The organism is Lysobacter sp. F60174L2 (assembly GCF_052547135.1).
Genome location: NZ_JBQWRA010000001.1, coordinates 800,860 through 823,169 on the forward strand (window position 1 = coordinate 800,860; position 22,310 = coordinate 823,169).

A 22,310-nucleotide genomic window follows, 5' to 3' on the forward strand; every position below is an offset into this window, starting at 1 on the left:
GTCCAGCTCGATCCAGTTACCCCTGTATTCCTCTTCCGGCCAACGCCGGACGGAGGCGCGCTGATGTTCACCGGCATCATCGAAGGCGTCGGCCGTCTGGCCGCGCGCGACGCCGTCGGCGGCGACGCCCGGCTGCGGATCGAGGTCGGCTCGCTGCCGTTCGAGCGGGTCGCGCTCGGCGAGAGCATCGCGGTCAACGGCACCTGCCTGACCGTGGTCGAGTTCGACGCAAACTCGTTCGCGGCCGACGCGTCCAACGAAACCCTCGCCCTGACCACCCTCGGCCGGCTGCCACTCGGCGCCGCGCTCAACCTCGAACGCGCGATGCGCCCCCACGACCGCCTTGGCGGCCACCTGGTCAGCGGCCACGTCGACGGCGTGGGCGCGGTCGCTTCGATCACCGACGACGCCCGCGCCCAGCGCTGGCGCTTCGGCGCGCCGGACACGGTGCTGCGCTACATCGCCAAGAAAGGCTCGATCTGCGTCGACGGCGTCAGCCTCACCGTCAACGAGGTCGACGCGACCGGCTTCGAAGTCGCCCTGGTCCCGCACACCGTCGCCCACACCGCGTTCGCGCAGACCGCCGTCGGCGATGCAGTCAACCTCGAGGTCGACCTGGTCGCCCGCTACGTCGAGCGCCTGCTCGGCCCCTCCGCATCGCAACCGGGAGCCACCCGATGAGCTTCGCCACCGTCCCCGAACTGCTGGAAGAAATCCGCGCCGGCCGCATGGTCGTGATCGTCGATGACGAGGACCGCGAGAACGAGGGCGACCTGATCATGGCCGCCGAGCTGGTCAAGCCGACCGACATCAACTTCATGGTCACCCACGCGCGCGGCCTGGTGTGCCTGTCGCTGACCCGCGAGCGCTGCGCCCAGCTCGGCCTGCCGCCGATGGTGCGCGACAACACCTCGGCCCACCACACCAACTTCACCGTCAGCATCGAGGCCGCCGAGGGTGTCACCACCGGCATCAGCGCCTACGACCGCGCCCACACCATCCGCACCGCGGTGCGGCCGGATGCCGCGCCTTCCGACCTCAGCCAGCCGGGCCACATCTTCCCGCTGCAGGCCCAGCCCGGCGGCGTGCTCAACCGCGCCGGCCACACCGAGGCCGCGGCCGACCTGGCGCTGATGGCGGGGATGGAGCCGGCCGGCGTGCTGGTCGAGATCCTCAACGCCGACGGCACCATGGCGCGGCGGCCGGAGCTGGAGAAGTTCGCCGCCGAGCACGGCCTCAAGATCGGCTCGATCGAGGAGCTGATCCGCTACCGGCTCGACACCGAGCACACGGTCGAGCGCATCGATGCGCGCGAGATCGAGACCGAACACGGTCCGTTCCAACTGGTCACCTATCGCGACCGCCTCAGCCACGGCCTGCATTTCGCCCTGCAGCGCGGCGAGCCCGACCGCGAGACGCCGACGCTGGTGCGCGTGCACGTGCAGAACCTGCTGGCCGATGCGCTGCACTGGCGCCGGCCGGACTTCGGCCCGGCGGTCGGCGACGTACTCGCCGCGATCGCCGCCGAAGGTCGGGGCGCGCTGGTGTTGCTGGGCGACCATGCCGACGCCGACACCTTGCTGGCGCGGATCCGGCAGCAGCCCGGTGGCGCCGCCAAGCCGTCGCGCGGCCATGCGCTCAGCGAGTGGCGCCGCAACGGCGCCGGCGGCCAGATCCTGGCCGACCTCGGCCTCGGCAAGCTGCGCGTGCTCGGCACCCCGCGCAAGCAGATCGGCCTGGCAGGCTTCGGCCTGGAAGTGGTCGAGTACGTGTAACCCCCAGGCGCCCCGGAGCCTTCGGGGTTTTCTGTAGGAGCGACGTAAGTCGCGATCACCAATCGTTCGCACCCGCGGGTCCCGATCGCGACTTACGTCGCTCCTACAGGTCCGCGGGCCGGCAGGGTCCCCAAGCCGGCTAAACTACCCATCCAATCGTCACAGACCCGCCCATGCCCCATTTAGAAGGCGACCTGCGCAGCCCCGCCGCCGCGCGTTTCGCGATCATCGCCAGCCGCTGGAACCCGCGCATCACCGACACCCTCGTCGCCGGCGCGCGCAAGTGCTTCGCCGACCACGGCGTGGCCGAGGACGCGATCGACGTGGTCCGGGTGCCGGGCGCGTGGGAACTGCCGCTGGCCGCCGCGCGCCTCGCCGGTGCCGGCCGGCATGCCGCGATCGTCGCGCTGGGCTGCGTCGTCCGCGGCGACACCCGCCACTACGAACAGGTCGCCGACGGCTGCTCCGACGGCCTGATGCGGGTCCAGCTCGACCACAAGCTGCCGGTCTGTAACGGCGTGCTGGCGGTCGAGAAGTTCGAGGACGCCCAGGCCCGCGCCGGTGGCAACCACGGCAACAAGGGCGAAGAGGCCGCACTGGTCGCGATCGAGATGGTCGACCTGCTGGAGAAACTGCAATGAACCGTCGTCGTCCCGATGGCATCGACCCGGTCGCGCGTTCGCGCGCACGCCGCCGCGCGTTGCAGGCCGTCTACGCCTGGCAGATGTCGGGTTCCGACGCCCGCCAGGTGGTCGCCCAGTTCGCCCACGAGCAGGCCCGGGAAGTCGCCGACCTGGCGTACTTCGAGGACCTGGTCCACGGCGTCGACAAGCACCGCGACGAACTCGACCGCGCGCTCAAGCCATTCCTCGACCGCGAGATCGACCAGGTCGACGCGATCGAACTGGCGGCCCTGCGCATCGCCGCCTACGAGCTGCGCCACCGCCTCGACGTGCCGTACCGGGTGGTGATCAACGAGGCGATCGAGACGGTCAAGCGTTTCGGCGCCGAGCACGGTCACACCTACGTCAACGGCGTGCTCGACCACGCCGCCGCCGAGTGGCGCGCGACCGAGGTCGGCGCCGCGCGCGGTCGGTAGCCTCCTCCACAAACGGGAGGCATTTCGTTCCCTGCCCCGCTTGCGGAAGGACGTGCCTTTTCCTTCTCCCGCTTGCGGGAGAAGGTGCCCGAAGGGCGGATGAGGGCACGCACCACCGCAACAACCGACGCAAGCCGGTCCCGCTTGCCCTCACCCCAACCCTCTCCCGCAAGCGGGAGAGGGAGCAAAACCGCAAGGGCCGACAGGAGGTGCGCCATGGAATTCGACCTCATCGACCGCATCCGCGCCCGCGTGGCCTCGCGACCCGACGTCGTCCTCGGCATCGGCGACGACGCCGCGATCCTGCAGGTGCCCGCGGGCCGGCAACTGGTCGTCGCCACCGACATCCTCAACGCCGGCGTGCATTTCCCGCTCGACACCGCGTCGGCCGACATCGGCTGGAAGGTGCTCGCGGTCAACCTGTCCGACCTCGCCGCGATGGCCGCCGAACCGGCGTGGTGCACGCTCTCGCTGTCGTTGCCCGACAGCGATGCCGACTGGCTCGACGGCTTCCTCGATGGCTTCCTCGACCTGGCGGCCCGCCATCACGTCGCGCTGGTCGGCGGCGACACCACCCGTGGGCCGCTGTCGATCGGCGTGACCGTGCACGGGCTGGTCGAGCCGGACCGCGCGCTGCGTCGCGACGGCGCGCGGATCGGCGACGACGTCTGGGTCACCGGCACCCTCGGCGACGCCGCCGGTGCGCTGGCGCTGCTGCAACGTGCGTCGGAACCGGTACTGGCGTCGGCCTGCGAGGCCGGGCCGATCCTGCCTGCGGACGACGCCGTGGACCCGCACATCCCCGAAGCCTTGTCGGACCTGCGTTTGCGACTGGACCGGCCGACGCCGCGGGTCGCCATCGGCCTCGCCCTCGCGGGCGTCGCCCGCAGTGGCATCGACATCTCCGACGGGCTGCTGGCCGACCTCGGCCACGTCTGCACCGGCAGCCGGATCGCCGCCGAAATAGGAATCGACCGGTTGCCGTGTTCGCAGGCGTTGGCCGCCCGCTTCGGCGATGACAGGCGCCGCGAACTGCAGTCCGCCGGCGGCGACGATTACGAGCTGTGCTTCACCGCCGATCCGTCGATGCGTGGACGCATCGAGGCGATTGCGGCGGAGACAGCGACGCCGATCACCCGCATCGGTCGCATGGTCGAAGGCGAGGGCGTGCGCGCCGTCGGTCGCGACGGTGTGCTCTGGCAGCCGCGGCAAAGCGGGTACGTGCATTTCGGCGACTGACCGCGGACCGATTCGCGGATGCCGTTGCTGTTGCTGTTGTAGGAGCGACGTAAGTCGCGATCTCACTGATCTTTCGCACGGCGCATTGCGCGCGTGATCCCGTCGACGCGGGCTCCTGGCCCTCGTGGCGAACTTGGATACCCGACCCCGCCGTGCGGTCGCGACTTACGTCGCTCCTACATCATCGCGGTCGCCTCAACGCGGCCATGCCTCAGCGTGAGCGCAACAGCCCGTCCACCCGCTCCCGCAGCGTCGGCAACACCTCGCCCTCGAACCACGGGTTCGCCTTGAACCAGGCGACATTGCGCGGGCTCGGATGCGGCAGCGGCAACTGCGACGGCAGGTACTCGCGCCACGCGCGCATGGTCGCGGTCAGGCTGCCCTTGCGCCGCGCGCCGAGGAAATACGCTTGCGCGTACTGGCCGATCAGCAGGGTCAGTTCGACCTTCGGCAGCAGCGGCAGCAACCGCGGATGCCAGGTCGCGCGGCATTCCGGCCGCGGCGGCGCGTCGCCCGAACCGGCCTTGCCGGGATAGCAGAACCCCATCGGCACGATCGCGACCCGCGATTCGTCGTAGAAGGTGTCGGCATCGATCCCGAGCCATTCGCGCAGGCGCCGGCCGCTGGCGTCGTCCCACGGCACGCCGCTGGCGTGGACCTTCGCGCCCGGGGCCTGGCCGACGATCATCAGCCGTGCCCCGGCGCCCGCGCGCACGACCGGCCGCGGGCCGTGTGGCAGGTGCGCCTCGCAGAGTCGGCAGGCGCGGATGTCGCGCAGAAGATGGTCGAGTTCGGCAGTCATGCGGGTGATCCCATGCCAGTCCCGGCGCCGCCAGTGCGGCTGTCGGCGTGGCCACGGTATGGCGTGCGCGCCGTGGCGTTGCCGTCGTGCACGAACAGCTTCACGGCGGCAGCAGCTTGCCGGGATTGAGGATGCCGTCGGGATCGAACGCGGCCTTGACCTGCCGCATCAGCGCCAGCGTCGGCGCGGTGATCGCCTGCGGCATGAAGTTGCGCTTGGCCAGGCCGATGCCGTGCTCGCCCGACAGTGTGCCGCCCAGCGAGATGGCCAGTTCGAACACCCGCGCCATCGCCGCCTGCGCGCGGGCGCTCTGAACTGCGTCGGCGGGGTCGTACATCAGGTTGACGTGCAGGTTGCCGTTGCCGGCATGGCCGAAGCAGACGATCGGCAGGTCGAACTCCGCGGCCAGCACCTGCACGCCGTCGACCAGTTGCGGGATCCGCGACACCGGCACCACCACGTCCTCGTTGATCTTGCCCGGCGCCAGCGTGCGCAAGGCCGGCGACAACGCCTTGCGCGCGGCCCACAGCTGCGTGCGTGCGGCTTCGTCGGCGGCGTCGTCGAGCGAGACCAGGCCGTCGCCGCCGGCCGCGCGCATCAAGGCCTCGATGTCGTGCGGCAGGGTCTCGGTGTCGCCATCGGCCTCGATCATCAGCAGCGCGCCGGCATCGGGCGGCAGGTCGGCACCGCCGACGTCGCGCGCGAGTCGCACCGCCTGCGCGTCCATGAACTCCAGCATCGAAGGCGTCACCGGTTGCGCCATCAGCCGCGCGACCGCCTGCGCCGCGCTCGACACGTCGCGGTAGATCGCGCGGATCGCACGTCGCGCGGTCGGCGCCGGGGTCAGCCGCAACGTCGCCTCGACGATCAGCGCGAGGGTGCCTTCGCTGCCGACCAGCAGCCGCTGCAGGTCGTAACCGGTCGAGCCCTTGGTGGTCGCGGTGCCGCATTCGATCAGTTCGCCGGTGCCGGTGACCGCGGTCAGCGCCAGTACGTTGTCGCGGCTGGCGCCGTACTTCACCGCGCGCGGGCCGCCGGCGTTGCAGGCGAGATTGCCGCCGATGGTGCTGAAGGCCGCGCTGGTCGGATCGGGCGGCCAAAACAGGTCCAGCGGCGCGAGCGCGGCCTGCAGGTCGCCGTTGAGCACGCCCGGTTCGACCACCGCGCATCGATCGCCGGGACGCAGTTCGATGATCCTGTCCATGCGTTCGAACGACACCACCACTCCGGCCGCGACCGGTACCGCCGCGCCGGTGGTGTTGGTGCCGCGGCCCCGCGCGACCAGCGGCACGCGGTGCGCGCGGCAGGCCTTCACCAGCGCGACCACCTGCTCGCGCGTGGTCGGCAGCGCCACCGCATCGGGCAGCGACTGGCGCCGCGAGTTGTCGTAGGCGTAGGTCAGTCGTTCCGCGGGGTCGACCAGCCAGCCGCTGCCGAGCAGGGCGGCCATCCGGTCATGCAGGGAAGCGGGCAGGGACATGTGTCTGGTGCTGGCGACGTCGTTGCCGTCAGCAATCGTCCGCGCGGAACGCATCGCGCAGCCAGTTCAGTCGCGGCGCTTCGGGATCGCCATCGGCTTCCACCACGTCGAAGCGGCACGGCGAATCGGCGAAGCGCCGGTTGCGCAACAGGAACATCTGCGCGGCGCGCACCAGCTTGCGCTGCTTGCGCCAGTCGACCGAGGCGGCGCCGCCGCCGAAGCGTTCGTCGCCGCGGTAGCGGACCTCGATGAACACCACGGCCGGCCCATCGCGGACGCTGTCGTCGAGCATCACCAGATCGATCTCGCCACAGCGATAGTTGGCGTTGGCCGCGAGCGGGCGCAGGCCGGCCTGGAGCAGGTAATCGCGGGCGGCGGCCTCGACCGCCGCGCCGCGTCCGCGCCGGTCAATAACGGCCGGCATTGCCCAGCGACACCGGCACGCCGCCGCTGAAGGTCGCCCACGCCGGCGTGCGCTGGATGTTGCCGAAACCATCGATGCGCAGGGTGCCGGTGGCGCCCTCGACATGACCGTCGGACGACCGCGCCAGCTTTTCCAGGTAGGCGGTCAGCAGCCAGGCGTCGTAGCCGAACGCGAACAGCCGGCCCGCGCCGCCGCGCGCCGTCGGCAGGGTCTCGGCGACGGTGGCTTCCGGCGCCAGCCCGGTGACGTAACCGCCGTTGGTCCACGGCTCGGTGGGGAAGGCGATGCCGTCGAGCACGCGATCCTCCTCGGCCTTGCCGGTGCCCGACAGCAGTTGCGAGGTGGCGACGCGCGGCTTGCCTGCCAGTCCGGCGAGCGCCAGTTTCGGCATGAACTCGCGCGCCGCGCTGCCGCGCACGGCCATGAACACCGCGTCGATGCCGCCTTCCTTCTGCGCCAGCGGGGCCAGGTCGACGATGCCGACGTTCACCACGTCGGTGACCACCGCACCACGCTCGCCGAGCCGCTCGCGCAGCGCGTCGACCGAGCGCTGCTGGCTGGCGTCGTTGCCGGCGACCACCAGCACCCGGCGCGCGCCGCGCTCGATCAGCAGCTCGGCCGCGGCGACACCCTCGTCCTCCGGCGACAGCGAGAAGCTGGCGTTGCCGGCCGGGGGCGCCTCGGTACCGCGGTTGAGCGCGAGCAGCGGCACCGGCAGCGCGGCCCGGCCGAACATCGCATCGACCTGCTCGCGGCCGAGCGGGCCGACCACGAAATCGCTGCCGGCCGCGACGGCCTGGTCGTAGGCCGACAGGCTGCCGCCGACGGTGCCGTGGGTGTCGTAGAACTGGATATCCGGCCGACGACGGTTTTCGCCGTAATAACCGGCGAGGAAGCCGTCGCGTACCGGTGCGGCGGCCTGCGACATTTCGCCCGAAAGCGGCAGCAGCACAGCCAGCTTCACCGGCGGCCGATAGCCGTCGGAGGCGGCCGGTGGGCGGCTGCTGGCATCGAATTGCCATGCGGTGCGGTCGAACGGGCGCGGCAACGGCAGGCCGCGACGCAGCAGGGCGCGGCCCGCGTAGGTGTAGAGCGGATCGCCGATCGCCAGCGCGGCGGCCTCGGAGGCGAGGGTGGCATCGTCGAGTTGCGACAGCAACGCGTCGATCTGGCTGGCGTTGCCACCCGCCTGCGCCAATACGCTGGCCTGGGCGATCAGCGGGTGCTGCACGTGCCGGGTCGACGTGTCGGTCGTGGTGCGACTCGGCATCGCCACGCAACCGCCAAGCAGGACGGTGGCGACCACCAGCCCCGTCAACCAGCGGGCGGCGGAGTGGCGGGGGCTCGTGGAGCGTACGGTCCTGGGACTCATCGGCATGCGCGCGCCGCGGGCGGCGTGTGTGTGGGGACGGATCGATTCTAACCGGCTGTACCATCGCGATCATGCATAGCCCCGGCACCCTCCATATCGTCGCCACCCCGATCGGCAACCTGGGCGACCTGTCGCCACGCGCGCTGGAAATACTGGGGGCGGTCGACGCGATCTGCGCCGAGGACACCCGGCATACGCGCCAGTTGCTGTCGCACTTCGGCCTGGAGCGGCCGTTGCTGGCGCTGCACCAGCACAACGAGGATGCGCAGGCGGAGCAACTGGTCGCGCGGTTGCGGGCCGGCGAGTCGCTGGCGCTGGTGTCGGATGCGGGCACGCCGCTGGTCAGTGATCCGGGCTTTCGGCTGGTTCGCGCGGCGCGCGTGGCGGGGGTGCGGGTGTCGCCGGTGCCGGGCGCCTGCGCGGCGATCGCGGCCTTGAGCGTGGCGGGGATCGCGTCGGACCGGTTCGTGTTCGAGGGGTTCCTGCCGGCCAAGAGCGGAGCGCGGCGCGAGCGGTTGACACGGTTGGCGGCGGAGTCGCGCACGTTGATCTTCTACGAGTCGGCGCATCGGATCGAGGAGTCGCTGGGCGACCTGGTTGTCGCGTTTGGCGCGGATCGTCCGGCGGTGCTGGCGCGGGAACTGACCAAGTTGTTCGAGACGGTGCTGGATGGGGGGCTGGGGCAGTTGCTGGAACGGGTGGCGGCGGATCCGAACCAGCGCAAGGGCGAGTTCGTGCTGGTTGTCGAGGGCGCGGGCGAGGATGCCGATGCGAGGCTGATCGAGGGTCAGCGGTTGTACCTGAAGCTCTCCGGGCATCTGCCTCCTTCGACGGCGGCCAAGCTCGCCGCGGAACTGAGCGGGGCGCCGCGCAAGGCGCTGTATGGCGGGGGGAGTTGAGGGCGGTAGCGACAGAGCAACAACAGCAGCGACAGAAAACATCGCAGCTGTAGCCGTAGTCGCAAGAGCAAGAGCAAGAGCAAGAGCAAGAGCAAGAGCAAGAGCGGTGCGGGTGGTCGTCTCCGGAGGGGAGCGCCGACCTGTCCGGGTGCTGCTGCGCCCGCTCCGTCGGGCCATCCATGGCCCGAGTCGGGGCCGTGCGCCATCCATGGCGCACTCTCCGCAGCACCCGGACAGGACGCCGCGTCGCGCTTGGAGGGGGTGGTGTTGTGTCTCCTTTGCTTGGCAGTGCCTTCCCGCGCGGATACACGCACCTGTAGGAGCGACGTAAGTCGCGATTTCACTGATGCCCGTAGTCGCCGTGAAATCGCGACTTACGTCGCTCCTACACGAAGCCGTCCCCGAAGCCGCAAACACTCGGGCAGGAGGTGGACGGTGGGGGTGTTGCGGAAAAGCGGGCCATGGATGGCCCGCGGCCCGCCTCAGGGCAGGACTGCCCTGACGAAGGGCTGGAGCAACACCCCCGCCGGCCGCCTCCTGCGCACCGACCTCGCCGAAGCGCTGTTGCCGTTGCCGTTGCCGTTGCCGTAGCGATTGGGATGGCGATGGCCGTGGCCGTGCCCCAGCAACCCCACCGCTCAGCCCGACTCCCGCTCCCGCCAGATCTCGTGATCCACGCCACTACCCAACTCCGGGTAATCGGCGATATGGAACACCGGCGACCGGCCCGCATCCAGTTGCCGGTCGTAATCGCGGGTCAACTTCACCACCACCCCCGACAACCCCAGCAACGCCGCCAGGTTGAGCGTCGCCATCATCGCCATCGCCGCGTCGGCCGCGCTCCATACCAGCGGCACCTGCGCGTACACACCCCAGACGATCACCGCCAGCGCCGCCGCCCGCAGCAGGAACAGGCCGACATCACCGCCGCCCAGGTACAGCAAGCCGCTCTCGGCATACGAGTAGTTGCCCAGAATCGTGGTGAACGCGAAGAAGAACAGCGCGATCGCCGCGAACCAGCTACCCCACTGGCCGAAGAACACCACCAGCGCGTTCTGGGTGATCACCACCCCGTCGCCGCCGTCGGCGAGCACGCCCGACAGCAGGATCATCAGCCCGGTCGCTGTGCAGATCAGCAAGGTGTCGATGAACACCCCCAGCGACTGCACCAGCCCCTGGCTGGACGGATGGTGCGGCACCGGCGTCGCCGCCGCGGCGATGTTGGGCGCGCTGCCCATGCCCGCCTCGTTGGAGTACAGCCCGCGCTTGACCCCGTTGAGCATCGCCGCCGCCAGCCCGCCCATCAGGCCACCGGCCGCCGGCTCCAGCCCGAACGCGCTGCGCACCACCAGCGCCAGCACCGCCGGCACCTCTGCAATGTTGGTCGCCACCACCCACAGCGCCAAGCCGAGGTAGCCCACCGCCATGAACGGCACCACCCACTCGGCCACCCGCGCGACCGAGCGCACGCCGCCGAAGATGATGACCGCCGTCAACAGCACCAGTCCGGTCGCGATCTGCGCCTGGCTGAGGCCGAACGCGAGGTTCAACGACTGCGCCATCGCGTTGGCGTGCACGCTGCTGAAGATCAGCCCGTAGGAGAACACCAGGCACACCGAGAACGCCACGCCGAGCCACGGCAGCTTGAGTCCGCGCGACATGTAGTAGCCCGGACCGCCGCGGTACTGGCCGTCCTCGTCGCGGACCTTGTACAGCTGCGCCAGCGCGCTCTCGGCGTAGGCCGTCGCCATGCCGAGCGCGGCCACCACCCACATCCAGAACAGCGCGCCCGGCCCGCCCAGGCTCAGCGCGATCGCGACCCCGGCGAGGTTGCCGGTGCCGACCCGCGACGCCAGGCTGGTGCACAGCGCCTGGAACGGCGAGATGCCGGCGCTGTCGCCATCGGTGCCCCGGCCGATCACCTGCAACATGTGGCCGAAACGGCGCACCTGCACGAACTTCAGCCGCACGGTGAAGAACACCCCGACCGCGATCAGTCCGTAGATCAGCACGTAGTTCCACAACACCGTGTTGACCAGGCCGATCACCGGCGTCAGCAGCGCCTCGATGCCGTTGAGGACGAACTCCATCGCGATTCCCGTTGTTGTCACCGAAGCGGGCGATCGTAACAGCCGGCGGCCGGCCGGCTCCGGTAAAATCGACCGCCTCCGTTTCCGTGTAGGAGCGACGTAAGTCGCGACGCCCTGAACGTCCGGGCTGCAAGGAAATCGCGACTGACGTCGCTCCTACAAGACTGCTTTCCAACAAGGACTTGCCATGAAAATCCTCGTCATCGGCTCCGGCGGCCGCGAACATGCGCTGGCATGGAAGCTCGCCCAGTCCCCGCGCGTCACCGAGGTGCTGGTCGCGCCCGGCAACGCCGGCACCGCGCACGAGGACAAGTGCCGCAACGTCGCGGTCAAGGCCGACGATCTCGATGGCCTGTTGCAGCTCGCGCGCGACGAGGCAGTCGCCGTGACCGTGGTCGGTCCGGAGGCGCCCCTGGTGGCCGGTGTGGTCGATCGCTTCCGCGCCGCCGGCCTGCGCGTGTTCGGCCCGACCGCGGCCGCCGCGCAACTGGAAGGCAGCAAGGCGTTCGCCAAGGATTTCCTCGCCCGCCACGGCATCCCGACCGCGTTCTACGCGGTGCACACCGAGGTCGATGCGGCCTTGGCCTACGTGCACGACAAGGGTGCCCCGATCGTGATCAAGGCCGACGGCCTCGCCGCCGGCAAGGGCGTGATCGTGGCGATGACGCTGGCCGAAGCCGAGGCCGCGGTACGCGACATGCTCGCCGGCAATGCGTTCGGCGCGGCCGGCGCGCGGGTGGTGATAGAGGAGTTCCTCGACGGCGAGGAAGCCAGCTTCATCTCCATTGTCGATGGACACACCGCGCTGCCGATGGCGACCAGCCAGGACCACAAGCGCGTCTCCGATGGCGACACCGGCCCCAACACCGGCGGCATGGGCGCCTACTCGCCGGCGCCGGTGGTGACCCCGGAGATCCACGCGCGGGTGATGCGCGAGGTGGTCGAGCCGACCGTGCGCGGGATGGCCGCCGACGGCGTGCCGTTCACCGGCTTCCTCTACGCCGGCCTGATGATCGACGCCAGCGGCGCGCCGAAGGTGATCGAGTTCAACGTGCGCTTCGGCGACCCCGAAACCCAGCCGGTGATGATGCGGCTGCAGTCGGACCTGCTCGAGCTGGTCGAGGCCGCGATCGACGCGCGCCTGGCCGGGGTCGAGGCGCAATGGGATCCGCGTCCGGCGCTCGGCGTGGTGATGGCGGCCGAGAACTACCCAGGCACCCCGCGCAGCGGCGACCCGATCGGCAGCTGGGACGTGCCCGAGGTCGGCGACAGCAAGGTCTTCCATGCCGGCACCCGGCTGGTCGACGGCCAGGTCGTCACCGCCGGCGGCCGCGTGCTGTGCGTGTGCGCGCTCGGCGACACCGTGGCCGAGGCGCAGCACCACGCCTACGAAGCCGTCGCCGGCATCTCCTGGCATGGCGAGTTCCACCGCCACGACATCGGCTGGCGCGCGATCGAGCGGGAGCGCGCCGCGCGAAGGTGATCGCGGGCGTCTGCTAGGCTCCCCGCAGACCCCGGGGGCCGCATGTCGACCAACCAGTACGCATTGCTGCGGCAACGCCGCTTCCTGCCGTTCTTCCTGACCCAGTCGCTGGGCGCGTTCAACGACAACGTCTACCGCCAGGCGATCATCGGCCTGCTGTTCTGGCTTGGCGTCAGCGCCGAGCAGAAGACGCTGTACACCAACCTCGCGCCGGCGTTGTTCATCCTGCCGTACTTTTTGTTCTCGGCGCTGGCCGGGCAGATCGCCGAGCGCACCGAGAAGTCGACGCTGATCCGGATCACCACGGCGATGGAGATCGCGATCATGTCGCTGGCGGCGGTCGGCTTCGTCACCACCAACCTGGTGGTGCTGCTGGTGGCGCTGTTCCTGACCGGCGTGCAGTCGACCCTGTTCGGGCCGGTCAAATATTCGATCCTGCCGGCGGTGCTGCAGCCGCGCGAGCTGACCGGCGGCAACGGCCTGGTCGAGATGGGCACGTCGATCTCGATCCTGCTGGGGATGATCCTCGGCGGCTCGATCTTCGCGATGGCCGGCGCCAGCGGGCCGTGGGTGGCCGGCGGCGCGATCATCGCGCTGGCGATCACCGGGCACCTGGTCAGCCGGGCGATCCCGAAAGCCGGGGCCGGGGCGCCGGACCTCGAGGTCAACTGGAACCCGATTCCCGAATCGATCGCGGTGTTGAAGCTGGCGCGCAGGCAGCTGGCGGTGCGCAACGCGATCCTCGGGGTGTCGTGGTTCTGGTTCGTCGGCACGGTGCTGACCGGCCAGTTGCCGACCTATGCCGAGGTCTACCTGGGCGGCTCGGCGACGCTGTACATCCTCGCGCTGGCGTTGTTCTCGGTCGGCACCGGCGCCGGCTCGATGCTGTGCGAGCGCCTGTCGGCGCGCACGGTCGAGATCGGGCTGGTGCCGCTGGGCGCGTTCGGCATGACCGCGTTCCTGCTCGACCTGGCGTTGGCGCGGCCGGACGCGGCGACGGTGGCGGGGCTGGACGTGGCCGGCTTCCTGCAGCAGCCCGGGGCGTGGCGCACGGTCGTCGACCTGCTCGGGATCGGCCTGTTCACCGGTTTCTTCGTGGTGCCGCTGTTCGCGCTGACCCAGTCGCGCACGCCGAAGTCGGAGATGTCGCGGGTGTTCGCCGGGCTCAACATCCAGAACTCCGGCTTCATCGTGCTGGCGGCGTTGTCGGCGCTGGCGGTGCAGCGCTGGCTCGGCTGGACGATCCCGCAGGTGTTCCTCGCGCTGGCGGTGGCCAATGCGCTGGTCGCGATCTGGATCTTCACGATCGTGCCCGAGTTCCTGATGCGCTTCCTCAGCTGGGTGCTGGTGCGCGCGCTGTACCGGCTGCGCGCGCGTGGCATCGACCACGTGCCCGACGAGGGCGCGGCGCTGGTGGTGTGCAACCACGTCAGCTACATGGACGCGTTGATACTGGCCGCGAGCGTTCCGCGGCCGGTGCGCTTCGTCATGTACTACCGGATCTTCAACGTGCCGGTCATGCGCTGGATCTTCCGCACCGCCAAGGCGATTCCGATCGCGGGTGCGCGCGAGGATCCCGCGCTGATGCAGCGCGCGTTCGACGAGATCGATGCGGCGCTGGCCGATGGACAGGTCGTCGGGATCTTCCCCGAGGGCCGGCTGACGTCCGATGGCGAGATCGGGGCGTTCAAGTCCGGCGTCGAAAAGATCCTCGAACGCGCGGCGCAGGCCGGACGGCCGGTGCCGGTGGTGCCGATGGCGTTGCGCGGGATGTGGGCGAGCATGTGGAGCCGGCGCGATGGGCGGCTCGCGCGGATGCGGGTGCCGCGACGGTTCCGCGCGCACGTGGAGGTGGTGGCGGGGGCGCCGGTGGAAGGTTGTGGAGCCAGCGCGGCCGGGCTTGAGGCGCAGGTACGCGAGTTGCGGGGAGGCGTGGCGTAGGTGGTTCGGTCCATGCGACGCAGGCGCCTGGACCGGGTCGAGGAAGCGTGGGCTACGTTGTAGGAGCGACGTAAGTCGCGATTTCACTGGTGTCCGGGTTCGCCGTGCGGTCGCGACTTACGTCGCTCCTACAGGGTGCGCTTCGCGGGCCCCGTCAGCTCACGAAGCCGGCGATCACGAACAGCGCCAGCACCGCCAGCCACACCAGCAGGCAGCGCCAGACCAGGCTCATGGCGTCGCGCAGTTCGGGAAGTTCGGACATGCCGGAACCGGTGGCCACCGCCGCGCCGGACGCGGTGACCCCGCTTTCGCCGGCGCCATCGTCGGCCTGGCTGGCGGCGTAATCGGCGGCCTCCTCGGCGAGTTCGCTGCGCACGCTGGCCCGGGCGACCGCACCGAGGAAGCGCTTGTCCAGCCGCAGCGAAGCGCCGCCGCTGGCGCGCCAGGCGCCGAGCACCGCATCGAAGTTTCCGACCAGCGCCAGCGACAGCGTCATCAGTTGCGCGACCGGCCATTCCAGCAACGCCAGCAGGAAGCGGGCGCCGCGCGCGGTGCCGCCAGGCAGGTTGCGCGACGGTTCGGCGGCCGCCGGTGCGGTGACCGACACCACCAGCAGCCGGTACAGGACCGCGCCGACCGGGCCGAGCAGCAGGAACCAGAACAGCACCGCGAACCAGCGACGCATCGCGTTGCGGAACACCGACTCGACCAGGTTGCCCGGGGCCAGTGACGGGTTGCCGTCGTTCGACAGCCAGGCCGCGGCCTCGGCGCGCGCCAGCGGGTCGGGCGCATCGAGCACCGCGTTGACGTCGCGGTCGAGGTCGCGCGGTCCCCAGGCGTAGAACAGCACCGCGACGCCGAACAGCAGTTCGGCCACGCCCAGCAACTGCGCATCCAGCGCAATCTGGAAAAACCCCACCACCAGCAGCGGCGGCACCAGCGCCAGCGCGATGCCCCATTGCCCACGCCAGAAGCCGTCATCCGGGAACTGCCGGTTGAGCCAGCCGATCCAGTCGCGATACCACCCGTACTGCCGCACCGTGGCCGCCAGTGACGGGGCCAGGTGGCCGAGCACGAGCGCGACGACGGCGGCGATCAGGGTGACTGACATGCGGGCTTCCTCCGGTGTCGCGCGCGGCTGCGCGACCACGGCTCGATTCTAGCGCGAGGCGTCGCCTTCGATCTCGCGCAGCCACTGCTCGATCAGCCAGCGCGAGATCGACAGCGGCGCCGACAGCCGCACGCCGTCATCATCCTCGTCACCATCGCGTGCACGGGCCGCGCGGATCTCGTCGGCGTCGAACCAGCGCGCGTCTTCCAGTTCATCGTCGACCCGCGGCTCGTCGGGCTCGGCACTCGCGATGAAACCCAGCATCAACTGGCCCGGGAACGGCCACGGCTGCGAGCCGAGGTAACGACAGCCGCGCACGCGCACGCCGGTTTCCTCCAGCACCTCGCGGGCGACGGTCTGCTCCAGCGTTTCACCGGGTTCGACAAAGCCTGCCAGCACCGAGTAACGCTGCGCCGCCCAGCCGCGCTGGCGGCCAAGCAGGATGCGCGCGCCGTCGGTGACCGCCACGATGATCGCCGGGTCGGTGCGCGGATAGTGTTCGATCCCGCAGCCATCGCAGCGGCCGAGCCAGCCACCGCGCGAGAATCCGAGGGTGCCGCCGCACACGCCGCAGTGGCGATGCCGGCGACGCCAGTGCTGCAATGCGCGGGCCTGAGCGAACACGCCGGCGTCGAATGCCGGCCAATGCCCCGCGGCGCTGCGCAGGTCGATCCGGCCGGGTGCCTCCAACGCGGTCAATGCGGCATCGAGCGCGAACCAGCCGCACCCGTCCCCATCGCGTCCCAGGAAGATCGACGCGCCGGTGCCGCCGGGTCCTTCGCTGACCTGCGCGCCGGTCGGGGCGAACAGCGCGCCGTCGCCGTCGGTCAGCGCCTGGCCGTCATCGTCCAGCAGCACCACCCGCGCGGTCGGCCACAACGCCGCCAGCGCTTCCGGGTCGCCACGCAGGGCGTCGGCGCGGTCGAGCACGCCGTGGCAGGCCGGGTCGGCGGCGGGAATCCGCGTGTCGGCGCCTGCGAAGGCGCCGGGGCCGACAAAGGCGAAGGGCGCGATGCCGCTCACGCCCGTGTACTCACGCCGAGAACGACGACCCGCAACCGCAGGTGGTCTTGGCGTTGGGATTGCGGATCACGAATTGCGCGCCGTGCAGGCTCTCGGTGTAGTCGACCTCGGCGCCCATCAGGTATTGCAGGCTCAACGGGTCGACCAGCAGGGTGACGCCGTCGGTCTGCACCGCCAGGTCGTCCTCGCCCTGCTCCTCGTCGAACTCGAAGCCGTACTGGAAGCCCGAGCAGCCGCCGCCCTGGATGTAGACCCGCAGCTTGAGCGCGTCGTTGCCTTCCTCGCGGACCAGCTCGCGGACCTTCGCCGCGGCCGCCGAAGTGAACTGCAGTGGGCGGTCGAGCGACTGGTAGCCCGGTTCGGCGGGCAATCCGGGTAGCGGGGTGATCACGTCCTTCATGCGCTCAAGGATGGGGGGCACCATCGCGTCATTCAAGCTCGGTCGCCGCGCTGCCGGCCGCCCCTGTCGCCTCGGCCCAGGTGAACGAATGCTCGATCGCCGCACCCGAGCGCGGTTCCAGATGCACGGTCACCCGCACCGGGCTGAAGCCTTCGGGCAGGAACACGTCGCCCTCGACCTGCTGGAAATACTTGAACGAATACGCCACGCCGTCCGAATCCGGCTGCTGCCGCAGCGCGTCCCAGTCCAGCGTCTGCAGTTTGCCGCCGTTGGTGCCCTCGACCTCCAGGGTCAGCTGGCCGGCACTGACCGCGCCGCGGTTGAGGTTCTGGGTCAGCGTCGTCTTGAAATGCCAGGCGGTGCCGTCGCGCGCCTGCACGCTCTGCGACTGCATCGCCAGCGCGTGCACGCTGAGCCCGTGGCGCTGCGCGGTGGCGCCGACCAGGCGTTCGTAGAAGGCGACGTCGGCGCGCAGGCCGGCGATTTCCTCGTCGCGTTCGGCCAGGGTGCCCTGCAACTCGCGGTTGGCCTCGCGGCTGATCTGGTCGGACCGGCCCAGGGTGGCGACGCGCTGCTGCAGCTCCTCATGCTCGGACTGCAGCTGCTCGCGCGCGGCCTCGCTGTCGGCCAACTGCGCGCGGATGTCGGTCGAGGCCGGTGAAAGTACCCGCCACAAACCCCAGCCACCGAACGCGAGCGCCAGCGCGATCGCGACAACCAGCGCGATCCGCCAATTGCGGGCCGGGTGGGAGGGGGTGGGCGTACTGGCCATCGATGCCGCCATTCGGGGAGCGGTGGCCAGACTACAACGCCGGTGGCGCGGGGGTCAGCCGGTGACGGCGCTGACGTCCACCATCCCTTCAGTTTCGGGCAGCTCGGCCGCACGGCCGGGGAACTGCGCGACCTCGCCATGGCCGGCCGCGGCCTGCTCCGCCTCCACGTGCAGCAGTCGGCCGGTCAGGGTCGAACCGGCGGCCATCTCGACCACCTTGTAATGCGCGTTGCCCTGCACCCGCGCGCGCGAGGCCAGCTCCAGCCGCTCGCTGCAATGGATGTCGCCGTCGACGCGGCCGTTGATCACCACCACCGGCGAATGGATCTCGCCTTCGATGCTGCCGCTTTCGGCCAGGGTCAGCACCGCCTTCTCGCCTTCGGCGGCGACCAGCTTGCCGATCACCCGGCCCTCGATGTGCAGCCCGCCGCTGAACTGCAGGTCGCCGCGGATCACCACCTGCGGACCGATCAGGGTGTCGATCTGGCCCTCGGGCAGCTTGCTGGTCTTGTTCTTCAACATCAGGTATCCCCGGTTCCGGAAGGTTGGACCCAGGCCACGGCCTGGTCGAGCGACGCGTTCTCGCCGCGCAATGACACCCGCACCCGCTGCGGGACGAAGCCCTCGGGCAGCATCACGCTGCCCTTGAGCTGCTGGAAATAGCGAAACGAATAGGCCTGCGCGGGCGCGTCGTCGCGCTGGTGCAGGCGGTTCCAGTCGACCGTGGCGAGCTTGCCGTCCTTGACTCCCTCGACCACGAAGCGCAACTGGCCGGTGCTGACCGCGCCGCGGTTGAGGCTCTGGGTCAGCATCAGCTCGTAGTGCCAGGTGCCGCCGGCCTCCGGCAGGAATTCGGCCGAGTGGACGCTCAGGCCCTTGGGCTTGCGGGTCGCGCCGGCCAGGCGCTCGTAGAACGCGAGGTTGGCCTTGAGATCGGCGATCTGCTGGTCGCGCGCGGCCAGCTCCTGCTGGACCTGGTGGTTGGCGGCGCGGCTGATCTGGTCGGATCGCTCGAGCGTGGCCTGGCGCTGGTCCAGCGCGCGTACCCGGGCCCGGGCCTGCTGCAACTGGGCACGGGTGGTCTGCAGCGATGCGCTGATGCCGGGCAGTTGCGGGGCGACGTACCAGCTGGCAGCCATCCACGCGAGCACCAGCGAAAGCGCCCAGCCCAGCGTCATCGCCACCCGGAATACCGGCCGGCGATCGGGCGCGCGCGGCACGATCACATAGCTTGAAGGTGTTGTCCGACCCATTGTCCCCGGACGGCGGCGACCGCCGTCACTCCCCTATACTCGCCCCAAGTCTAGCGGGGATGCCCCGATGTCGGATGCGCACCTGTTCGCAATTGGCGTAGTCCTGGCCTGGCTGGCCGGGGTGCGGGTCTACCTGACGGTGTTCGGGGTCGGCCTTGCCGGGTTCTTCGGCTGGCTGGACCTGCCCCAGGCGCTGGAGGTGACGGCCTCGCCGTGGGTGATCGGCGTCTCCGGTGTCCTCGCGATCGCCGAGTTCTTCGCCGACAAGATCCCGGGGGTCGATTCGGGCTGGGACCTGGCGCATACCCTGCTGCGGGTGCCGGCGGGCGCATTCCTCGCGGCGGCGACGATGTCGCCCGACGGCGACCTCGGCATCGGCACGCTGGCGGCCGGCGCAGGGGTCGCGCTGACCAGCCACCTGATCAAGAGCGGTTCGCGCGCCCTGCTCAACACCTCGCCGGAACCGGTCAGCAACTGGACCGCCTCGATCGGCGAGGACGTCGCCACCGTCGGCGGCCTGGCGCTGGTGTTCAACTACCCGTGGATCGCGCTGGCGCTGGTGGTGCTGGCCAGCCTGACGATCGGTGCGCTGGTGTGGTGGCTGTGGCGGAAGATCTTCCGCCGCCAGCCGCGACCGACGATCGACCGGACCTGAATCCGGCCGGTCAGTCCTCGATCTTGCGCGCGAGGTAGTTCTGCTCGCCGATGCGCTCGATCAGGTCGAGCTGGGTCTCGATCCAGTCGATGTGCTCCTCCTCCGAATCGAGGATGTCGGCGAACAGCTGGCGGCTGGTGAAGTCTCCGACCTGCTCGCAATGGGCGATGCCCTCGCGCAGTGTCGGCAGCGCGTCCAGCTCCAGCGCCAGGTCGCAGGCCAGCACCTCGCGCGGGCCCTCGCCGATGCGCAGCTTGCCCAGCGACTGGAAGTTCGGCAGCCCCTCGAGGAACAGGATGCGTTCCGACAGCTTGTCGGCGTGCTTCATCTCGTCGATCGACTCGTGGTACTCGTGGTCGGCCAGTTCCTTCAGGCCCCAGTTCTTCAGCATCTTGGCGTGCAGGAAGTACTGGTTGATCGCGATGAGTTCGTTGTAGAGCGCCTTGTTGAGCAGCTCGATGACCTTGGCGTCGCCTTTCATGGCCATGCTCCGGATGCGGGGAATGGCGCCACTCTAATGCGTCGGAACGGGGCGTGACGGAACACGAATCGAGTGCATCCGCAGTCGCGAATCAGTGGCTTTTACGGGAGTGCGGCCAGCAGGCCGCGAGCCGTCAGGCGGCGTGTTGCAGGCCGGGCTGCAACAACGGCAGCGGCAGTGCCTGGACCGCGCGTGACTGCGCCAGCAACTGGCTGGCCATCTCGACGCAACTGCCGCAACTGGAGCCGGCGCCGGTCCGCATGGTCAACTCGGCCATCGTCCTGCAACCGGCTTCCGCGGCGTGGCGGATGTCGTGGTCGGTGACTCCGTTGCAGATGCAGACGTACATGCGCGGCGGCGGGGCTGGCAGCCGGACTGGCTGCAGCCGCATTCAACTACGAATGAGAATGATTGTCAATTCTATGACTGGCGACCGCCGCCATCGCCTCGCGCCGGCGCCGGGCCCGGTCGCGTGCGCGGCCGCTGACGGTTCCAGCCATGGCCACGCACCTCCGGCCCGGGCAGCGGCACCGCCTGCGCCCCGACCAGCCGCTGCGCCACCGGCGCCAGGTGGCGCAGGGCGCTGGTATAGACGCCGCGCTTGAAGACCACCACGTGCTCCAGCGGGTACCAGAAGTCGACCCAGCGCCAGTGGTCGAACTCGGGCTTGTCGGTCAGGTCCAGCCGCAGGTCCGACTCCTGGCCGGTCAGCCGCAGCAGGAACCAGACCTGTTTCTGGCCGATGCAGACCAGCCGGTCGTTGCGGCGGATCGCACGTTGCGGGAGGCGGTAGCGCAACCAGCCGGGGGTCGCGCCGAGCACTTCGACGTGCTCGGGCAGCAGCCCGGTTTCCTCACGCAGTTCGCGGAACATCGCCTCCTGCGGGGTCTCGTCGGTGTTCATCCCGCCCTGCGGGAACTGCCAGCCATCACGCCGGATGCGGCGTGCCCAGAAAAGCCGGCCATCGGGATGCATCAGAACGATGCCGACGTTGGGTCTGAAACCGTCCGGATCGATCACGATGCGGACTCCTGATTCATTTGACTTGCGTCACTGCCATCGACTCTGCCACGTGGAGGCGGGGACAACAAGGCGCACAACCCGCAGGCGCGGCGGGCGGTTGGTCCCGACCGTTGACAGCCCGGCCGTGGACCGGGAAAATTGCCGGTTCCCCGTGGCTATGTAGCTCAGCCGGTTAGAGCACAGCACTCATAATGCTGGGGTCGGTGGTTCGAGTCCACCCATAGCCACCATCTGGGAACACACGCAAGCCCGCGATTTCGCGGGTTTTTTTGTGGGCGGCTGCCTGCGATACGCCCCGCGCGGCGATGCTATCCGCTACACCCGCCGCAGCAGATCGAAGGCAACACCTCGACCTGCCCGCGCCCCACCTCGCAGCCGAGTCCATGCAGCAGCGCGCGCAGTTCATCGACGCCGAGCGAGGTGGCGATGCGCAGGCCGCCGGCCGGATCGACGTCGAACACGGCGGCGGGGTCGGCGTCCAGCAGCGCGCCCTCGATCAGTTCCGGCTGCGGCAGCGGTGCGTCGGGGGTGAGTCGGCATTCCACGGTTCGGTCCTCAGGTGTTTTCCGGTTCCGGCACGACGGCCTGGCGGATCAGCAGCGCGAGCTTGTCCGGCACGCCGTCCCATTTGGCCGCGTCCGGCATTGCCGGGATGCGCTTGTCGATCACCGGCCACGTCGGCGCCAGTTCGGCGTTGATCGCGATGAACGGTTCCTGCCCGGCGGGGACATCGTCCTCGGCGTAGATCGCGCCGACCGGGCACTCGTCGACGCACAGGGTGCAGTCGATGCATTCGACCGGGTCGATGACGAGGAAGTTGGGGCCTTCGTGGAAGCAGTCGACCGGGCACACCTCGACGCAATCGGTGTGCTTGCAGTTGATGCAGTTCTCGGTGACGACGTGGGTCATGTGCCGTCCTCCTGGCGCTTCGGGTACGGCGGAATGTTCGGTCCAACGATGTGCCGTCGCCCTGATCTGGATCAATTCG

The 22,310-nt window shown here is 70.0% G+C and carries 25 protein-coding genes and 1 tRNA gene; 10 read left to right on the forward strand and 16 right to left on the reverse strand.

Annotated elements, in window-relative coordinates; genetic code table 11:
* Positions 1-63: 63 nt before the first annotated feature.
* From ACT9AS_RS03580 to thiL, 5 genes are all read left to right on the forward strand, one after another.
* A complete protein-coding gene (locus tag ACT9AS_RS03580) occupies positions 64-681 on the forward strand; it encodes a riboflavin synthase (RefSeq protein ID WP_445098735.1) in 618 nt (205 codons plus the stop codon).
* Complete coding sequence (gene ribB / locus ACT9AS_RS03585) at positions 678-1,775, forward strand: 3,4-dihydroxy-2-butanone-4-phosphate synthase (protein WP_445098736.1); 1,098 nt, start codon at positions 678-680, stop codon at positions 1,773-1,775. The genes ACT9AS_RS03580 and ribB overlap by 4 nt, the downstream gene beginning before the upstream one ends.
* A 173-nt stretch (positions 1,776-1,948) precedes the next feature.
* A complete protein-coding gene (gene ribH / locus ACT9AS_RS03590) occupies positions 1,949-2,416 on the forward strand; it encodes a 6,7-dimethyl-8-ribityllumazine synthase (RefSeq protein WP_445098737.1) in 468 nt (155 codons plus the stop codon).
* Positions 2,413-2,874, forward strand: coding sequence for a transcription antitermination factor NusB (gene nusB, locus ACT9AS_RS03595; RefSeq protein WP_445098738.1), 462 nt, complete (start codon positions 2,413-2,415; stop codon positions 2,872-2,874). The genes ribH and nusB overlap by 4 nt, the downstream gene beginning before the upstream one ends.
* Before the next feature lie 216 nt (positions 2,875-3,090).
* On the forward strand, positions 3,091-4,113 hold the full coding sequence (gene thiL, locus ACT9AS_RS03600) for a thiamine-phosphate kinase (protein WP_445098739.1): 1,023 nt from the start codon (positions 3,091-3,093) through the stop codon (positions 4,111-4,113).
* Between the two features lie 211 nt (positions 4,114-4,324).
* On the opposite strand, the gene ACT9AS_RS03605 is transcribed toward thiL, so the two are convergent.
* The 4 genes from ACT9AS_RS03605 to ACT9AS_RS03620 form a co-directional block, all read right to left on the reverse strand.
* Positions 4,325-4,915 (reverse strand): uracil-DNA glycosylase family protein, encoded by a 591-nt coding sequence (locus tag ACT9AS_RS03605; protein ID WP_445098740.1) that lies wholly within the window; start codon positions 4,913-4,915, stop codon positions 4,325-4,327.
* 100 nt (positions 4,916-5,015) lie between these two features.
* Positions 5,016-6,395 (reverse strand): FAD-linked oxidase C-terminal domain-containing protein, encoded by a 1,380-nt coding sequence (locus ACT9AS_RS03610; RefSeq protein WP_445098741.1) that lies wholly within the window; start codon positions 6,393-6,395, stop codon positions 5,016-5,018.
* A gap of 28 nt (positions 6,396-6,423) precedes the next feature.
* Entirely contained in the window at positions 6,424-6,819 is a 396-nt protein-coding gene (locus ACT9AS_RS03615) for a YraN family protein (protein ID WP_445098742.1), read from the reverse strand.
* The gene (locus tag ACT9AS_RS03620) at positions 6,803-8,191 is read right to left on the reverse strand and encodes a penicillin-binding protein activator (RefSeq protein WP_445098743.1); all 1,389 of its coding nucleotides are present in this window, start codon (positions 8,189-8,191) and stop codon (positions 6,803-6,805) included. The genes ACT9AS_RS03615 and ACT9AS_RS03620 overlap by 17 nt, the downstream gene beginning before the upstream one ends.
* A gap of 71 nt (positions 8,192-8,262) precedes the next feature.
* Here ACT9AS_RS03620 and rsmI point away from each other — a divergent pair, with 71 nt between their 5' ends.
* Positions 8,263-9,090: a 16S rRNA (cytidine(1402)-2'-O)-methyltransferase gene (rsmI, locus tag ACT9AS_RS03625; RefSeq protein ID WP_445098744.1), complete on the forward strand. Its 828-nt coding sequence runs from the start codon at positions 8,263-8,265 to the stop codon at positions 9,088-9,090.
* 638 nt (positions 9,091-9,728) lie between these two features.
* On the opposite strand, the gene ACT9AS_RS03630 is transcribed toward rsmI, so the two are convergent.
* Positions 9,729-11,180 (reverse strand): amino acid carrier protein, encoded by a 1,452-nt coding sequence (locus tag ACT9AS_RS03630; RefSeq protein ID WP_445098745.1) that lies wholly within the window; start codon positions 11,178-11,180, stop codon positions 9,729-9,731.
* A 187-nt stretch (positions 11,181-11,367) separates the two neighbouring features.
* Between ACT9AS_RS03630 and purD the strand changes: the two genes are divergently transcribed.
* The gene (purD, locus tag ACT9AS_RS03635) at positions 11,368-12,663 is read left to right on the forward strand and encodes a phosphoribosylamine--glycine ligase (RefSeq protein WP_445098746.1); all 1,296 of its coding nucleotides are present in this window, start codon (positions 11,368-11,370) and stop codon (positions 12,661-12,663) included.
* A gap of 42 nt (positions 12,664-12,705) precedes the next feature.
* On the forward strand, positions 12,706-14,604 hold the full coding sequence (locus ACT9AS_RS03640) for an MFS transporter (protein WP_445098747.1): 1,899 nt from the start codon (positions 12,706-12,708) through the stop codon (positions 14,602-14,604).
* Between the two features lie 154 nt (positions 14,605-14,758).
* Here the strand turns inward: ACT9AS_RS03640 and ACT9AS_RS03645 are convergent, their stop codons facing one another.
* The 6 genes from ACT9AS_RS03645 to ACT9AS_RS03670 form a co-directional block, all read right to left on the reverse strand.
* Positions 14,759-15,715, reverse strand: coding sequence for a cobalamin biosynthesis protein (locus ACT9AS_RS03645; RefSeq protein ID WP_445098748.1), 957 nt, complete (start codon positions 15,713-15,715; stop codon positions 14,759-14,761).
* Positions 15,716-15,763: 48 nt separating this feature from the next.
* The gene (nudC, locus tag ACT9AS_RS03650; RefSeq protein WP_445099025.1) at positions 15,764-16,675 is read right to left on the reverse strand and encodes an NAD(+) diphosphatase; all 912 of its coding nucleotides are present in this window, start codon (positions 16,673-16,675) and stop codon (positions 15,764-15,766) included.
* Between the two features lie 73 nt (positions 16,676-16,748).
* Positions 16,749-17,138 (reverse strand): iron-sulfur cluster insertion protein ErpA, encoded by a 390-nt coding sequence (gene erpA, locus ACT9AS_RS03655; RefSeq protein ID WP_445099026.1) that lies wholly within the window; start codon positions 17,136-17,138, stop codon positions 16,749-16,751.
* A gap of 28 nt (positions 17,139-17,166) precedes the next feature.
* Positions 17,167-17,910 (reverse strand): DUF6776 family protein, encoded by a 744-nt coding sequence (locus ACT9AS_RS03660; RefSeq protein WP_445098749.1) that lies wholly within the window; start codon positions 17,908-17,910, stop codon positions 17,167-17,169.
* Between the two features lie 54 nt (positions 17,911-17,964).
* Positions 17,965-18,432: a polymer-forming cytoskeletal protein gene (locus ACT9AS_RS03665; protein WP_445098750.1), complete on the reverse strand. Its 468-nt coding sequence runs from the start codon at positions 18,430-18,432 to the stop codon at positions 17,965-17,967.
* Positions 18,432-19,163, reverse strand: coding sequence for a DUF6776 family protein (locus ACT9AS_RS03670; RefSeq protein WP_445098751.1), 732 nt, complete (start codon positions 19,161-19,163; stop codon positions 18,432-18,434). Before ACT9AS_RS03670 ends, ACT9AS_RS03665 begins: the two co-directional genes overlap by 1 nt.
* 67 nt (positions 19,164-19,230) lie before the next feature.
* Here ACT9AS_RS03670 and ACT9AS_RS03675 point away from each other — a divergent pair, with 67 nt between their 5' ends.
* Positions 19,231-19,818 carry a DUF4126 family protein gene (locus ACT9AS_RS03675; protein WP_445098752.1) on the forward strand — a complete coding sequence of 196 codons (588 nt, stop codon included), beginning with the start codon at positions 19,231-19,233 and terminating at the stop codon, positions 19,816-19,818.
* 10 nt (positions 19,819-19,828) lie between these two features.
* Here ACT9AS_RS03675 and bfr read toward each other — a convergent pair whose 3' ends face one another.
* The 3 genes from bfr to ACT9AS_RS03690 all read right to left on the reverse strand — a co-directional run bounded on the left by bfr (position 19,829) and on the right by ACT9AS_RS03690 (position 21,319).
* Positions 19,829-20,299 carry a bacterioferritin gene (bfr, locus tag ACT9AS_RS03680; RefSeq protein WP_445098753.1) on the reverse strand — a complete coding sequence of 157 codons (471 nt, stop codon included), beginning with the start codon at positions 20,297-20,299 and terminating at the stop codon, positions 19,829-19,831.
* A 133-nt stretch (positions 20,300-20,432) separates the two neighbouring features.
* Positions 20,433-20,648 carry a (2Fe-2S)-binding protein gene (locus ACT9AS_RS03685; RefSeq protein WP_445099027.1) on the reverse strand — a complete coding sequence of 72 codons (216 nt, stop codon included), beginning with the start codon at positions 20,646-20,648 and terminating at the stop codon, positions 20,433-20,435.
* Between the two features lie 71 nt (positions 20,649-20,719).
* On the reverse strand, positions 20,720-21,319 hold the full coding sequence (locus ACT9AS_RS03690; RefSeq protein ID WP_445098754.1) for an RNA pyrophosphohydrolase: 600 nt from the start codon (positions 21,317-21,319) through the stop codon (positions 20,720-20,722).
* A 156-nt stretch (positions 21,320-21,475) separates the two neighbouring features.
* On the opposite strand from ACT9AS_RS03690, the gene ACT9AS_RS03695 reads away from it, so the two are divergent.
* A tRNA-Met gene (locus ACT9AS_RS03695) sits at positions 21,476-21,552 on the forward strand.
* Between the two features lie 78 nt (positions 21,553-21,630).
* Here ACT9AS_RS03695 and ACT9AS_RS03700 read toward each other — a convergent pair.
* Positions 21,631-21,867: a hypothetical protein gene (locus ACT9AS_RS03700; RefSeq protein WP_445098755.1), complete on the reverse strand. Its 237-nt coding sequence runs from the start codon at positions 21,865-21,867 to the stop codon at positions 21,631-21,633.
* A 10-nt stretch (positions 21,868-21,877) separates the two neighbouring features.
* Positions 21,878-22,231 (reverse strand): ferredoxin FdxA, encoded by a 354-nt coding sequence (gene fdxA / locus ACT9AS_RS03705; protein WP_445098756.1) that lies wholly within the window; start codon positions 22,229-22,231, stop codon positions 21,878-21,880.
* Between the last annotated feature and the right edge of the window lie 79 nt (positions 22,232-22,310).

What these genes read in the sequence shown, in the direction of transcription:
- ACT9AS_RS03670 (WP_445098751.1), bottom strand. Translation starts at nt 19,163, where the DNA reads ATGGGTCGGACAACACCTTCAAGCTATGTGATCGTGCCGCGCGCGCCC.
- bfr (WP_445098753.1), bottom strand. Translation starts at nt 20,299, where the DNA reads ATGAAAGGCGACGCCAAGGTCATCGAGCTGCTCAACAAGGCGCTCTAC.
- ACT9AS_RS03615 (WP_445098742.1), bottom strand. Translation starts at nt 6,819, where the DNA reads ATGCCGGCCGTTATTGACCGGCGCGGACGCGGCGCGGCGGTCGAGGCC.
- ACT9AS_RS03580 (WP_445098735.1), top strand. Translation starts at nt 64, where the DNA reads ATGTTCACCGGCATCATCGAAGGCGTCGGCCGTCTGGCCGCGCGCGAC.
- thiL (WP_445098739.1), top strand. Translation starts at nt 3,091, where the DNA reads ATGGAATTCGACCTCATCGACCGCATCCGCGCCCGCGTGGCCTCGCGA.
- purD (WP_445098746.1), top strand. Translation starts at nt 11,368, where the DNA reads ATGAAAATCCTCGTCATCGGCTCCGGCGGCCGCGAACATGCGCTGGCA.
- rsmI (WP_445098744.1), top strand. Translation starts at nt 8,263, where the DNA reads ATGCATAGCCCCGGCACCCTCCATATCGTCGCCACCCCGATCGGCAAC.
- ribH (WP_445098737.1), top strand. Translation starts at nt 1,949, where the DNA reads ATGCCCCATTTAGAAGGCGACCTGCGCAGCCCCGCCGCCGCGCGTTTC.
- ACT9AS_RS03665 (WP_445098750.1), bottom strand. Translation starts at nt 18,432, where the DNA reads ATGTTGAAGAACAAGACCAGCAAGCTGCCCGAGGGCCAGATCGACACC.
- ribB (WP_445098736.1), top strand. Translation starts at nt 678, where the DNA reads ATGAGCTTCGCCACCGTCCCCGAACTGCTGGAAGAAATCCGCGCCGGC.
- ACT9AS_RS03610 (WP_445098741.1), bottom strand. Translation starts at nt 6,395, where the DNA reads ATGTCCCTGCCCGCTTCCCTGCATGACCGGATGGCCGCCCTGCTCGGC.
- ACT9AS_RS03645 (WP_445098748.1), bottom strand. Translation starts at nt 15,715, where the DNA reads ATGTCAGTCACCCTGATCGCCGCCGTCGTCGCGCTCGTGCTCGGCCAC.
- ACT9AS_RS03675 (WP_445098752.1), top strand. Translation starts at nt 19,231, where the DNA reads ATGTCGGATGCGCACCTGTTCGCAATTGGCGTAGTCCTGGCCTGGCTG.
- nusB (WP_445098738.1), top strand. Translation starts at nt 2,413, where the DNA reads ATGAACCGTCGTCGTCCCGATGGCATCGACCCGGTCGCGCGTTCGCGC.
- ACT9AS_RS03640 (WP_445098747.1), top strand. Translation starts at nt 12,706, where the DNA reads ATGTCGACCAACCAGTACGCATTGCTGCGGCAACGCCGCTTCCTGCCG.
- erpA (WP_445099026.1), bottom strand. Translation starts at nt 17,138, where the DNA reads ATGAAGGACGTGATCACCCCGCTACCCGGATTGCCCGCCGAACCGGGC.
- ACT9AS_RS03660 (WP_445098749.1), bottom strand. Translation starts at nt 17,910, where the DNA reads ATGGCCAGTACGCCCACCCCCTCCCACCCGGCCCGCAATTGGCGGATC.
- ACT9AS_RS03605 (WP_445098740.1), bottom strand. Translation starts at nt 4,915, where the DNA reads ATGACTGCCGAACTCGACCATCTTCTGCGCGACATCCGCGCCTGCCGA.
- fdxA (WP_445098756.1), bottom strand. Translation starts at nt 22,231, where the DNA reads ATGACCCACGTCGTCACCGAGAACTGCATCAACTGCAAGCACACCGAT.
- ACT9AS_RS03630 (WP_445098745.1), bottom strand. Translation starts at nt 11,180, where the DNA reads ATGGAGTTCGTCCTCAACGGCATCGAGGCGCTGCTGACGCCGGTGATC.
- ACT9AS_RS03685 (WP_445099027.1), bottom strand. Translation starts at nt 20,648, where the DNA reads ATGTACGTCTGCATCTGCAACGGAGTCACCGACCACGACATCCGCCAC.
- ACT9AS_RS03620 (WP_445098743.1), bottom strand. Translation starts at nt 8,191, where the DNA reads ATGAGTCCCAGGACCGTACGCTCCACGAGCCCCCGCCACTCCGCCGCC.